We start from the raw sequence: 13,229 nt of genomic DNA, 5'->3' as shown, positions 1-13,229 counted from the left end.
GAGTGAAAAAAATTCCTTGCTTCAATCAGGCTTACGGGGCATGTTCCGGGAAGCAAAAACGCTCCCTCATCAAGAAGAACCCACGATTTTACCCCGGAACCCGGACAAGGAAAATTGGTGCAATCCGGGGAGCGGGGATTCCCGCCCTCGGGCCCCGGGCGCTTCCTCGCGGGAAACGCTCATTCGGCCGGGCTGTTGATCGCGGATCAGGACGTAACCCGGTATGCGCCAGCCGGCACCATGATCTCGAACCTTGCACCGGAACCCGGTGTTCCGTTCTCGATAATGGCGATCCGGGTGATGTCCAGGATCTCACGGATCAAAAAGAGGCCAAGGCCGGTGTTCTGCCCGTATTCCCGGTCGAAGATCAGTTCTTTTTTACCGGCCTCGATACCGATCCCGTTGTCTTCGAAGGTGATGACGAGCCGGCCGCTGCTGAGTGCAGCGGAGATGGTAATGGCATTCATCCCCCGTCCACCGTGGCGCAGGGAGTTGTCGAAGAGATTAAAAAACACTTTTTTGAGCAGGGGATCGGCATAGATCTCTGCGCCGGGGATCCCGGCAACCTGCACCGCGATCCCATCGAGGTTCAGCCCTGCTTTTGATTCCCCTATGCAGGAAGCGAGATCCTGGAAGACCGGGGTGTTTACCCCAAGGCTCTCGTACTGGCGGGTAAACTCCAGCTGGCGCTCGATTGCAAGAGCGATCTGCTCTTCCTTTTCTACATATTCTGCTGCTTTCTCCGGATCCGCAGGAGTAATCCGGGACAGCTCCAGGTAGATCTTGAGTGCGGTAAGCTGGTTGCGGATATCGTGCCGGGTGATGCTTGAAAGCAGGTTGATCTTCTTGTTTGTCAGCCGGAGCGCTTCTTCGCTTGCCCTGAGCTCCCGGGTCATCTCCAGGATCTCCCGCTTCCTTTTTACCTGGTAGTAGCGGATGAGAAAGGCCATATCCGCAATGACCATGACAAGGAGGAAGGTCGTTGTTGCAAAAGCAAACTGCGTATCCTCCCGGGAAATACTCTCCTTTGACCACAGGACCGCGAGCCACCAGTACGGCAGGAGAACCGCAAGAAGGGTTACTGCGACAAGCAGTGCCTGGATCTGTGGACGGGCAAACACGGATCGGAGTCTGCCGGGGGTTTCATGAGATATTCTGGTCGATTCGGACATTTCGTTAGGCGTCAAAAGATGGACTCATATATGATTTGAAACGATATTATAATTACTAAAATTATGGCAGAAACTATCCCGGATACCGGCGTAAACGGCGCTGCGGGCGTCCCGTTCTTCCTGCGCGTTGCCCTTCTCTTCCTCCTCATCTGCCTGGATGCCCTGGTGGCAAAGTTTGCGGTCTTCTCGTTTACAACCGGTCCCGGGACCTCGTTTCTGTATATCGTTGCAGCGGTGATGATCATCACCACGCTCTGGTTCGGGATGTACGGGGTAATTGCCGCGTATTTTGGCTGCTGGATCGGGGCCGGGGTCTTAAGCGGGCTCTCCCCGGGATTTGCCCTCTTCTGGTCGATTGCCGATCTCATCCAGGTGCTTATCCCGCTCATTGCGTTCCGGATGCTCGGCGCGGATGTTGCCCTGGCCAGCCGGCGCGATGTCGCGATCCTCCTGGTATCCGGGATTCTCCTCAATAACCTGGTCGGTGCGGTCTGCGGGACGCTCTCCCTTGGTGCGGCCGGGCTTGTCCCGGCACCGCTCCTGTTTTCGGTATTTGCCGGCTGGTTTATCGGGAACGTTATCGTCACCGCCATCATCGTCCCGCCGGTTTTGTATTTCCTGACCCCGCTTGTCCGCGAGCAGGAGCTCTTTGTTACAACGTTCTGGAAATAAAACCCCGAAAGGGAACGCCCCCCGTTTTTGCCCGATCGGCCGGTTTTTTGGGGGTCTGTCCCTCCCGCGAATGGTAAAACAAAAAACCTCATTACCTTCCCGGGAAAAACTGCTCTCTCATGGAAGAGCAGGATATCCCCCGCGATCCCCCGGAGGCCCCTTCCCGGTCCGGGCCCAGCCGGACCGCGGAGAATGTGGCCGCATTCCGGGCAGCCGAATCGATGCTGCCCGAGGACCAGCGGGTATGCTACGATCCGTATGCGATCCGGTTTACCGATCCCGACCGCCTCGACAGGCTGACCGAATATGCGGACCGCCATTTCCCCGGGCTCCGGAGTTATGTTGCTGCCCGGGCCCGGCATTTCGACGATGTTATCACGCTTGCGGCAAAGACCGGCCTCTCCCAGCTGGTGATCCTCGGGGCCGGGTACGATACCCGGGCGTACCGGATCCCCGAATTCAAGGACCGCGTGCGCGTCTTCGAGCTCGATCGTCCCGATACCCAGCAGGTAAAAAAGGAGAAGATCGCAGAAATTTTCGGGCGGCTTCCCCCGGATGTCGTCTATGTGCCGGTGGATCTTGAAGTGCAGGACTTTGGCACCCGCCTCGCGGAAGCCGGGTATTCCACAGAGAAAAAGACCCTGTTTGTGATGGAAGGGCTGATCATGTACCTTACCCCGCAGACCGTCGATGCAGTCCTGTCCTTTATCGTGCATAATTCCGGCAGGAACAGCGCGGTGCTGTTTGATTATCCGGCAGGGTCCGGTAACGAAGATTCTCCTTCCGGGGAGACCGGGGAAGATCTCGGGAGCCAGACCGCCCGCGGGGGAGAACCGTTCCGGTTTTTTATGCCAAAGGAAGGCGCAGGGGAGTTTCTCCGGGCGCGGGGCTTTTCCCGGCTCCGGGTCACAACCGGGGAGGAGTACCGGGGGCTCTATTTCAACCGGGCAAAGGAAGGGCGGGAGCTCCGCACGGTATCGTCGTTTGTGTACGCCCTGCGAGGGGACCAGTAACAAAAGAGCGGGGCCGGGTATCCCGAACCACGGGGAATACCGGCAGTCCCTGCCGGTGCTTCCTGCGGAAACAATCAAGCCTTTTGGGGCCCGTCCGGATCGATTACCGGCTCCCGGCAGTGACCGGACATACCCTTTTTTGAAATTTCGCCCCCGCAATCCCCCGCAGGATGAGAGGGTGATTGGTGAGGTGACTATAGGATCTCCTATAGCAGATACCTGCGGAGCATTGCGGGACTGGCGTTTCACGGGCATACCGGTTTTCGCAGTTCTCTTATGTTAACGCCCAGAATACGGTGCGGATCAGGGGAAGGACCGGGTTTTTTCCCTGCCGGGTCCGGCTCACTACCTTAAAGATCCCGTTACGGGCAGCCTCCTTTTTGAGGGCCCGGGATGTGCCGGCCGTAAAGAGAATCACCGGGGTCCTGTTGCCGCGGAGACGGAGCCTGCGGGTAAAGGTTATCCCGTCGATTCCCCCGGGAAACCGGTACTCCGAGACAATGATATCTGCCGGTGAGCAGAGGAGCCATTCCAGGGCAGCCTCCCCGGATCCGAGGGTCTTTGCCCGGATCGTTTCCAGCCGGTCGCAGAATGCGGAAACAGTCTGGCACATCTCCGGGTCGGCATCAATGTACAGCATCCGGATCATCGGGATCCTTCCTGACATAGACACATGAAGCCCCGTCGCCCCGGATATAGAGGTCGCCGCCGTTCATGGTCAAAAACAACACGGGGCCCCGGCCAAGGCCACCCGGGAATTTTCCCGGCCGGTCCTGTACTGCGGGGCCGCCACGTGCGGGAAACGGGAGCAGGACAATGCATCCGGTACCTGCGGGGGGCGTCATGGGAGCTGCTCCCGGGAACAACCGGACGGATTTTTTCCCGGAAACTGTTTTCTCTCCGGGTTTTCCCCGGTCTTCTCCGGCATCCGGGGCCTGGTTGCCCCGGAGAGAATGCCGGGCCGGAACGTTTCGTCCTGCACATCCCGGCCCCCTTTTACCGGGAGTCTTCTTTCCCGGGCTATCCGCACTGCGATCACGGCTGCCAGCCCGGCGAGGATGGCTGCGGCGATCCAGACTGAGGCCGGCGCGAGGGCGACTGCCCCGGGGAGTGCGGCAAGCTGTTCAAAGGCGATCATAGAGCGATCCTCCCCCGGGGTTTTGTCCTGCGGGGAACGCCCGGAGATGTTTGGACGGCAGGGATGGGCCGGCTGTTTTCCTTTGGAAACGGGCAGTCCCGGAATTCCCGGGCGCCCGGTGCACCGCATAGGGTGGCTTTTCTCGTATCTGTCATATGCATCCTCTCCCGGTTTCGGGACGGGTCTGTGCTATTATAATTAATATGTTTTAAGTATACTTAAATCTTATTAAGAATACTTATTTTTGTTTAGCGTTGCTTAAATTTGTTTAAATAGTAAAAACGCCAATAGTATCTTTAAGAAGGTGGAGAGGGGCAGGAGAAACCATGGCACGCGTCAACAGGGAGTACCGCGAGGATGCAAAAGAACGGATTGTGAATGCAGCGCTCACTATCGTGATAAACAGGGGCTGGGAGGCCATGACCCTCGATGCCATTGCCCAGGAGATCGGGGTCACGACCCCCGCGCTGTACAGTTACTTCAAAAACCGCGACGCGCTGCAGGACGAAGTCGTGCTGCGGGCGCTCTCAAAGAACCAGGAAGAGATCGAAGAAACCCTCTCCCGCGGAGAGAATATCCGCGAAGTCTTACAGGATTATGCCCACCTGCTCTTTGACCAGAAGTCCCGGTACGCACAGGTACTCACCAATATGCCGGTGCGGTTGCTCCAGGACCCGGTCCAGCACGGAAAGATTGCTGCATTGTACCGGAGCAGCTCGCTGGTTATCCGCGAGACCCTTGCCCGTGCACAGGCAAGGGGGGAGATCCCGGGCGATCTCGACCTGAACCACAGCACGAGGTTTATCCATTCCCTGACAATTGGCCTTCACATTACCTCCCTTTTTATTCCAAAGACCAGCGATACCCGGGAAAAGGAGATCTGGATTGAGGGCGTGGAACGACTCTTACGGATCGGTCCGCAGGCCGGGCAGTAAGACTGACATACGATGACCCCCGCGTGCCCGTTCTGTCACGGGGGGCAGGGGTGCGGATCATTGGTACGTAATCTGACGTACGGGGATTGCCATAAGTTACGATGCCGCAGTCCGGGTGAACAGCCTGCCGTAGGGAGGCTTTTGGATCGGGCGGTATCCTGTCATGAGCCCGAGGACGATGACACAAATCACCCCTCCGTTCGATCCCGCACCTGATGTGTTCGTTGTGCGATTGTCAGGTGCAGGAACCCGGCCTGAGGCAGGAAGTGTGTGCGTTTTTTATGATTTCCCGTTCCGTGTCATCTTCTTCGAGGGTTTGATGGTCGAGGGCGGGTTGGTATGATCGGGGAGCTCGTCGCCGTGGGGATGGGAATGGGCGTCGTGACGGGCGGGAAGTACCGGTTTTGCCTGCGGGTGGTGGGCGGCATGAGGTGTATTCGTGGGGTGGTGCCGTTCTCCATCAATGTTGCGTTCCTTGTCCTGCCCGGCTGATGACCCGAGATGCGACTGCGGGTCCCGGGTCTTTTTTCTGGGTTCGGGATGCGGTGACATACGCAATACTCCCGCTGCCTACTGATAAAGCAATGCACATCTGCAGGATTTATCATAACGAGGCGGGCTGGCTTTCCCCCGGGCGCACACCCTACGGGGGCCCCGGGAGAACGCGAGGATTTCCCGCCCCCTCCTTGTGCTGCCGATCCACTTTTTTCTAGCGGTGGTACGGTCCGGGCCGGTGCGCCGGGGTGGCATGTCCGTGCAGGGAAACGACCGGATATACCTGGTTTTTCGATCCACAGGGCCGGGTGGGGCGGCGGCGTAGTTCTCAGGAACGTATCCTTAAAAAAACCAAAAAAAGTGCGGGTTAATTATGAAAGCCGGGTGTTGAAATGGTGGAACGTGTCCTGCAATGCCGGCACGAGGAATCCCGGGTTGCCTTGTAAAACTCCCCCGGGGACCGGTTGATGATTGCATTTTCTGTATAACAAGCGGGACAGGTCCACCGGATGATATATCCTGAAGGCGTTCCTGCAACTACTGATTTTAATAACTGGTTGGACATTGGATACTCTTTATTCTGGTTTGTGGTAACCGGGCCGGATGATCGCGGCCCGGGTTTTAATCGCTCAATTCTACAAAAAAGGTTATAGAGAGGGGGTCATAGCTCGCAAAAGATTCACGATCCGTCAGGATCGTGCGCGATGATATGTATGCTCAGAACCGTTTATGTAGGTACCAATAGGTTGTCCCGGGGTATAATAGGATGTATGCCGGACCATTTCGGGTTTCCCGCCCCCGTACTGCGGGAATCACATCCCGGGTTTTTGGTTTTTTGCCATCTGCACGGGGAAGGCCGGGGAACGAACCGGTGACCGGTCCCCGCCCCGGGCACCGCCATCAGGGACGATCGCGGGTGTTTTTTTCTGACTGAACTTTATTTTTCACTCATCGCTGCCCTTATGTCCCGGGCAGACCGTACAACCGCATAAGGGATCTGCTATGAATGGCACTTTCAGAAAACTGGTATGCTGCATGCTCCTGCTGGCGATTGTGGGTACCGTGTCCGGGGCAGGATACTGTACCGCCGAACATGCGGGTATGGCCGTGCCGGCAAACCAGCCGGTGGCGGGATCGGTTCACACGGACAAGGGATTAAGCGGTATTACCGGGGGAGCGGGAACAACGACGGTACTTGGTGCCGGCTGTTATTTCCCGATAATCAACCTGCCCTCGTATTATGTCTGCATCATGGTCTGCAAGATTGGCGGCGGCGGGAACGCCTGTGCTCCCCGGTGCGAGGCTTCGCTCTCGGTCTGCACGTAAAGGAGAACTGCCCGGGAGAGAGAATCGAAAGGAGAAACAGGGTCGGAAGGGATGGTCTGACAATCTCCCCGAGGGGGAATTACACCGCCGGGATCCGGTCCCGGCATCTCCCGGGCTCACCCCTTTGTTTCCCGGTCCAGGGCCTGGTTGCAGAGCTCGTCGCACCGCCGGATGAACCGGTGTTCCCGGGGAACATTGCGGAACCGGATATCCCGGAATTTTTTTTGTAGTGTCGCAAGTTCTGCCCTGAGCCCGGCAAGGTGGGGTTTGGTAATCCGGTACTGGTTGTTGATCTGTTTTATCACGAGCTCGCTGTCGGAACAGACAAGTACGGGTCCCGTGGCAAATTCCTGTGCCTTTTTGAGTGCGGATATGATCGCGCAATATTCGGCAGTGTTATTGGTGGTCGTCCCAATAGTTTTTGATTCTTCGAGGATGATCTCATTATTCCGAACGAAGATGAACCCGTATGCCGCGGGCCCGGGATTTCCCCGCGAGGCCCCGTCGGTATACACTTCCAGCGGTGCAGCGGGGGACTTTTCAGATGGGGATCCGGACATTATCATTAACGATACCAGCATGGGGGAAAAAGGTGACGGGATTATACGTACTGGCGCCCGGCCCGGCACATGGGGGGTACCCCATTTTGAGTATGGGGCGGAAGCCTGTCGATTATACACGCGGGGCCGTCGCCCGACCCTGGTATTATTGTGTGTCTCATAGTAATACTGGAGCATTAGAGGGATACACCCGCGAGGAAGACCGAAAAAATATTTTCAGTTAACGGGACGTTTTTCAGGTATTGTTTTTATGGTACTGTAAATCCGGTGTACCGATCCTTCATGGCCCCCCAAGAAAAGACCGGCGCGGACAGTAACACCGGAGAATTACCGGATCGCTTACTATGGCTGCTTCAGACGCCCCTCCGAAACCTGACAGTATCGTGGATTATCTCTTTTATCCGGATGCCTTTTTTGCCCGGCTCTTTTCCCGGGATTCCTCCACGATTTTGCCAATGTTACTCATCCTGCTCTCGGCAGTACCCGGTATCCTGACCGTTGCATATGTTTCCGGTTTTATCCGGCAGTATATTCCCATGACTCCGTCTGTAGGTATGGGGGAGGGAATTCTCGCGCTCGTGAGCACGGTTCTGTTCTGGACCGTTGCGGCCAGCTATTTTTATCATCTTTCCGGATCGCCGGAGAGCAGATCATTTAAGAAACCCGAAGGCTGGGAGAGGGCAGGGCGCATCGTGACCTGCTGCGGATATGCGATCGTACCGCTCATTGTTGCCCAGTTCATCGGCTTTGTGTTGATCGCTGCCATACTTTCCGGTGTGGCAATCGTCCCTCCCCCGACAACCGCGTTTGAGAAATATACGATTGCCTCGTCAGAGTTTGATTCGGTTGAAGTCTACACTGATGGGAAGTTCGGTCTTGATTCAGATCGCCTTTTTGAAAAAGGCCAGAAACTCGGGGCGATGAACAGCGCTGAGAATAATGCAAAAACCGAAGCCCGGAATGGTATAGAGAATGTCAGCGGGCAGCTGTCCGGGAATTCCTTCGTTGCCGCTCACGATATTATCACGCTCATTCTCACCATCGTGGCAATGATCTGGTCCGGGCTCCTTTTGATTATCGGGCTAAAACATGCCCTTGGTGCTCCGCAGCAGACAACCCTCCTGGTGGCAATCCCCCTGGTACTGATCGTTATCGTGACGCTCATCATGAACCTGAGGTCCCAGACTGTTGTCTGAACCGGGCCGGCACGATCCATAAAGACCACCAGATGAGGATACTAACAAATTAACGATCAGTGCGGAAAAATTAACAAGGGAGGAAAATGGCGGGCAACCGTACTCCTGTCAGCATAACCTCCACATTTTTTTCACTTCCTCCCCCGGTCCCGTGGGCTAAAATAGTGCTCTGTATGGCGGAGATCTTAGGTTTTACTGAATGGGGGCAATGAATTCTCGATGCCAGAACCGGGTCGACAGGAATGTGCAAACGCAACGATTTGGTGGCCTATTCACCAATTCGTCTTAATGTGGAATGCCGCCAACTGAATTTAACAGGTCAACCGTTCAGCGCTTATAATGAGGGGAAACACGGGCAGCGGCTATCATTTTCATAGGATTAATATCATTTGCGAGACCCGTCAGTGCTTTGCGGTAGTTTTTCTCCGTAAAATAATAACTGCAAAAAAATCTTCACTCAACGCCGTGTTTATGGGTATCCCATACTCAATTTTCAACTATGACACGTTGTCGGGGGCGATCGTGGTATATGAGCGGCAGATCCTGGTTTTTCGCTCGTTATTCCCTGATGATTCCTCAGACCGCGCCCTCATTAATCCTGATTCAATTTTTTCCAAAGACCTGAGGCCGAGAACATGCATAATCGTTCAGATATCCCTCCCAAGAACCCCCCGACCGTAACGAAATTTATCAGAACCTCCTGCGCTGTATTCTGCTTGTTGCTGATCGCGCTGGCGCTTATTGCGATGCCGTGCAGTGCAGCGGACGGCGCGGCCAGTTCTGACGATGCAGCCGTTACCAACCAGACACCAAGCCCGACCCCGGTGGCAACCACGGATGTCACAACCTCTCCCCCAGCCACCACCGAGGCAACTACTGTCACGACAACTACGATTACAACAACGGGCACCACCGAAGTAACCCCGACCAATCAGCCCACAACGGCAGTAACAACCAGCCCGACCACGGCAGCCCCGGTCAATGCGACGGTCGCTCTTGCGGAGGCTCCGGGGTCCGGGAGTGCGGAAAATCTTGGGGCATCGCCGCAGGCCCAGCCGGAAATAACGGTCACCATAGGGCCCATACCCCTGCTAGCCTCCTTCAACAGCACAGCAACGAGCGGAACCGCTCCCCTGTATGTAACATTTACCGATCGCTCGGGGGGCTCAGGCCGGGCCTGGTATTTCGGCGACGAACCCTATACTACTCCTTGGACCTGGCAGGCCTCCAACCCATGGGGCGACGAGGGCAATAAGGCAGCAGTGGTATCATTGCAGAATGGCTATATTGTCGCGATGGCGGAGAACGGGGATGTTAAAAACAAGGTCTGGATGTCGGAGAATATGGGGAAGAACTGGACCGTGCAGACCGACAATGCCGGGTGGAGCTCGCAAGCCGACCAGCCTGCCGTAGCGCTGTCGGATGGCAGTATTATCCTGATGACGGGGACGCAGTACCCCAAGTACTTTTCAAACTCTGTGCAGCGATCGACAGATCAGGGTAAGACCTGGATCCGGCAGACGGGGTATCCCGACTGGCACCAAAGAGCCGGATTTTCCGCGGTAGCGTTATCGGATGACAGCATAGTCCTCATGGCGGGATATAACCCTGACTCCGGCACATGGGTCAAAGACGTATGGCGGTCGACCGACAAAGGTGCGACCTGGAAACAGCAGACGTCGGATTCCGGATTTCCGACGCGGAATGATGCACCAGCGGTAGCGCTGTCGGATGGCAGTATTGTCGTGATGGGGGGCGTGGGGAATACCGGGTCAATGCCCTCCAAGAACGATGTGTGGCGGTCAACCGATAAGGGAGTAACCTGGACCCAGCAAACAGCAAGTGCCGAGTGGAGTCCGCGGCATGGGGGATCGGCGGTAGCGCTGCCGGATGACAGTATTCTCCTGATAGGGGCAGAAAATGAGACCGCCTCTTTTAAGGAGGTATGGCGGTCGGCCGATAAGGGTAAGACCTGGGTGCAGGTTTCGGCAAGTACCGAATGGGGCCAGGGATCCCCCCGGGACTCAGCGATCGTCATGCCGGATGGCAGCGTTGTCCTGATCAACAGGCCCGGGGTGGGTTTTACCTACGGGGTCTGGCGGCTGGAAACTGCCGGGTCAACGGCGCAGAACCCCACACACCTCTATCTGAATGAAGGAACCTATTCGGTTGCCCTCCGGGCATACAACGCTGTCGGATACAGCACCGTCCTGAAGACCGGGTACATTACCGTTACTAATGCCCCCAAAAGCGTCGTTCTCTTTGGTGATTTGAACCAGGTAACCAACCTGCCCACGTATACCGATTATTCCAGTCTCGGCGGAGATGCTGCAATCCGGCGCAACGGCATGCTCGAACACTTTATCGGCCCCCTGGGCACATTAAACTCTGAATTCAAAAAATATACCTGGGCTCAGGCAACCAACGGCGCCGGCATAACCACATCCGGCGACCTCGGGACATGGGATCCTCGGGGAAGCCCATCGAAAACGGGTAAGATCCTGGATATGCAGAATGCATCCCCGGATAAAAAATATCTCATGGTCTCGCAGTACTTTGACGGCTCGCTCCCCAACAAAGACTGGCGCCTGGTCCTGTATGCAGACCGTTCGGGGGCAACGCATCTCGAAGCCCAGGGTGATGCGACAGACAACCCGGACGTGTTCAATAATGTCCCCAACGATACCGGCTGGATCCGTGTCGCCGCTGGTAAAGACCATGCGCTCGCCCTCCGCAGCAATGGTTCGGTCGTTGCCTGGGGCAAAAACTACGCAGGTCAGCTCGACCTGCCCACGAATGCCGTGTATTCCGATATCGCTGCCGGTGCGGCTTTCAGCCTTGGCCTGACTGCGGAAGGAAATGAAAGTGCCGGCGGATACATCCGCGCCGCCGGGGGGAACAAATATGGCGAAGTCTCCGGAGTTCCCGCGAACCAGAGCACGTATATCACGATCGATGCCGGCCCGTATACCGGTGCAGCCCTCACCCACGACGGTCATATCCTGGTGTGGGGGAAGAACATGACCGGTGTCCAGACGCCGACCGATGGAAACTACACGGATATCTCTCTCGGTCCGGACTATGGTATCGCAATCCATGAACCCGTTGCTGAGATTCATGTCACCGGGCCGATCAGCCCCGGGAAACCGATTCCGAACTCTGATGGCTTAAATCTTGATTTACCCAGGGGCGCCACGATTGAATGTACCGCTAACGATGTTACACGCATTTTTGACCAGAACGGCATTCAGATTGCCTGGGCGAATGATGAAGATGCCACCACTATCCAAACACCCAACGGGAATACACTTCCTACGACCGTTATTCATTATCTTCCTTCGGGTTCATTAGTAGACAGTACCACCCCCAGGAAGGTAACGGTGTCAGATCCAAAAACAAACGAAATACTTTTGAAAATAAACGAGAATGTTGGTGACGAAAGTTATTCCCTCTCCGCAAACTCATATCCTCTCCATCTACCGACAATCCCTCAAGGTGTATGTTATGCAAACACCGGGTGCAGTGCAGCAAACACTGCAAAACATCATTTATTTTTAAGTCAGCCTTTCAACACAGCGATTGATTACAGCCCGATTTATTCCGTTGAGTATCTTGGAGATAACGGGTGGAGCGGGACACTATGCAAACGGGGCAGTGATGATCAATGTTCCGGTGACATCTCCTCGTTGATTATTAAAAATAATGCGATCGATCCCAATGTTTCGCATTCGGTATCTCTGGTAACTATAACAGATTTAAACAATGCAGGCCCCTCCTCAATACAATCGATAGATCTGGATATTAGCAGTTCTGTTAGATCATATACATATACCGCTACAGCGAAAACGGAAAACGAAAATTTTGACAAGATTACCGTCACAGCAAATTTAAAACATTCTGACACTGTGATCGATACAACAACGAAATCAACACAAACAGACCCCTCCGTTGTAGCACAGGGGACAAAAGACATCACCGATAATGGAAAATATAAAACTTCGGGAGAAGCAGACTTCACTCATAACGGACGGTCTCCCCTGATAAGATCGGGCGATAGCGGCATCAGCGAAATTTATTATATTGATGGTATTCCCCAGGCTCAACAGATATGTAATCAGTTTTGCGTCGTGGCTGTGGCACAGATGGCGACCAAATATTATGGTCTGGACAACGCTGACAGCAGATCCCAGTGTGATATTGCGAAAACAATGGGAGTGGATACTTCGCAGGTTGACTGCGACAAAGTAGATCCGACGTTGACTTGTCCTGCAGCCACGGCTTCTGGAGAAATTGGATATTATACGAAAGCAGTAAACGATGGGGGATTAGGAAAGAGTGGATCGCTGTCTGTAACACCCACATTTGATACGATAAATACGGAGATAAAGGCCAAGAGACCAGTAAAAGCAGGAAAAGACGGCCATGCAAGGCTTATTGTGGGGACAAAACAAGAAAATTTAAAAAATAAAATCATCTGGCGAGATCCTGTATGCCCTGAAGGCAAGACAGGAACTGATTGTTATTCATCAGCTCCGTCCACGGTTAAATGGATAGAAGAACTGGAATATCCGACATTAACAGGCATCATCGTTATAAAAGATTAAGGTGCAGATTGTTTTTTTCAATCCCATTTTAGGGATATTACAAGATACCCACATTTGAGGTTTCGTATAAGATTCCTGCGCATTGCCTCTCCCGCGGTAGTGAGAAATTCGAACACTA

General features: G+C 54.9%; 12 protein-coding genes. 6 read left to right on the top strand and 6 right to left on the bottom strand.

Annotated elements, in window-relative coordinates; genetic code table 11:
• Positions 1-206: 206 nt before the first annotated feature.
• Positions 207-1,121, bottom strand: a complete 915-nt coding sequence (locus BP758_RS02625) for a sensor histidine kinase (RefSeq protein WP_292368428.1) — start codon at positions 1,119-1,121, stop codon at positions 207-209.
• Positions 1,122-1,235: 114 nt separating this feature from the next.
• Between BP758_RS02625 and BP758_RS02620 the strand changes: the two genes are divergently transcribed.
• Entirely contained in the window at positions 1,236-1,844 is a 609-nt protein-coding gene (locus BP758_RS02620; protein ID WP_292368427.1) for an MASE1 domain-containing protein, read from the top strand.
• Positions 1,845-1,963: 119 nt separating this feature from the next.
• A complete protein-coding gene (locus tag BP758_RS02615) occupies positions 1,964-2,857 on the top strand; it encodes a class I SAM-dependent methyltransferase (RefSeq protein WP_292368426.1) in 894 nt (297 codons plus the stop codon).
• Positions 2,858-3,131: 274 nt separating this feature from the next.
• Here BP758_RS02615 and BP758_RS02610 read toward each other — a convergent pair whose 3' ends face one another.
• The 3 genes from BP758_RS02610 to BP758_RS02600 are packed head-to-tail and all read right to left on the bottom strand — an operon-like array spanning position 3,132 to position 3,995.
• Positions 3,132-3,524, bottom strand: a complete 393-nt coding sequence (locus BP758_RS02610; protein ID WP_292368425.1) for a response regulator — start codon at positions 3,522-3,524, stop codon at positions 3,132-3,134.
• Positions 3,484-3,702: a hypothetical protein gene (locus tag BP758_RS02605; protein WP_292368424.1), complete on the bottom strand. Its 219-nt coding sequence runs from the start codon at positions 3,700-3,702 to the stop codon at positions 3,484-3,486. The genes BP758_RS02610 and BP758_RS02605 overlap by 41 nt, the downstream gene beginning before the upstream one ends.
• Positions 3,699-3,995 (bottom strand): hypothetical protein, encoded by a 297-nt coding sequence (locus BP758_RS02600; RefSeq protein ID WP_292368423.1) that lies wholly within the window; start codon positions 3,993-3,995, stop codon positions 3,699-3,701. Before BP758_RS02600 ends, BP758_RS02605 begins: the two co-directional genes overlap by 4 nt.
• 326 nt (positions 3,996-4,321) lie before the next feature.
• Between BP758_RS02600 and BP758_RS02595 the strand changes: the two genes are divergently transcribed.
• A complete protein-coding gene (locus BP758_RS02595) occupies positions 4,322-4,930 on the top strand; it encodes a TetR/AcrR family transcriptional regulator (RefSeq protein ID WP_292368422.1) in 609 nt (202 codons plus the stop codon).
• A gap of 279 nt (positions 4,931-5,209) precedes the next feature.
• Here the strand turns inward: BP758_RS02595 and BP758_RS02590 are convergent, their stop codons facing one another.
• On the bottom strand, positions 5,210-5,482 hold the full coding sequence (locus BP758_RS02590) for a hypothetical protein (protein WP_292368421.1): 273 nt from the start codon (positions 5,480-5,482) through the stop codon (positions 5,210-5,212).
• 945 nt (positions 5,483-6,427) lie between these two features.
• Between BP758_RS02590 and BP758_RS02585 the strand changes: the two genes are divergently transcribed.
• The gene (locus BP758_RS02585) at positions 6,428-6,751 is read left to right on the top strand and encodes a hypothetical protein (RefSeq protein WP_292368420.1); all 324 of its coding nucleotides are present in this window, start codon (positions 6,428-6,430) and stop codon (positions 6,749-6,751) included.
• A 116-nt stretch (positions 6,752-6,867) separates the two neighbouring features.
• Here the strand turns inward: BP758_RS02585 and BP758_RS02580 are convergent, their stop codons facing one another.
• Positions 6,868-7,311 (bottom strand): ribonuclease HI family protein, encoded by a 444-nt coding sequence (locus BP758_RS02580; protein ID WP_292368419.1) that lies wholly within the window; start codon positions 7,309-7,311, stop codon positions 6,868-6,870.
• A 344-nt stretch (positions 7,312-7,655) separates the two neighbouring features.
• Here BP758_RS02580 and BP758_RS02575 point away from each other — a divergent pair, with 344 nt between their 5' ends.
• Together BP758_RS02575 and BP758_RS02570 are read left to right on the top strand one after the other, a co-directional pair.
• On the top strand, positions 7,656-8,507 hold the full coding sequence (locus BP758_RS02575) for a Yip1 family protein (RefSeq protein ID WP_292368418.1): 852 nt from the start codon (positions 7,656-7,658) through the stop codon (positions 8,505-8,507).
• A 716-nt stretch (positions 8,508-9,223) separates the two neighbouring features.
• Entirely contained in the window at positions 9,224-13,111 is a 3,888-nt protein-coding gene (locus tag BP758_RS02570) for a hypothetical protein (RefSeq protein ID WP_292368417.1), read from the top strand.
• Positions 13,112-13,229 lie beyond the last annotated feature (118 nt).

It is taken from the genome of Methanoregula sp. UBA64 (assembly GCF_002502735.1).
In the GTDB taxonomy this organism is placed as follows: domain Archaea; phylum Halobacteriota; class Methanomicrobia; order Methanomicrobiales; family Methanospirillaceae; genus Methanoregula.
This window is presented reverse-complemented; position numbering and strand designations above follow the sequence as displayed.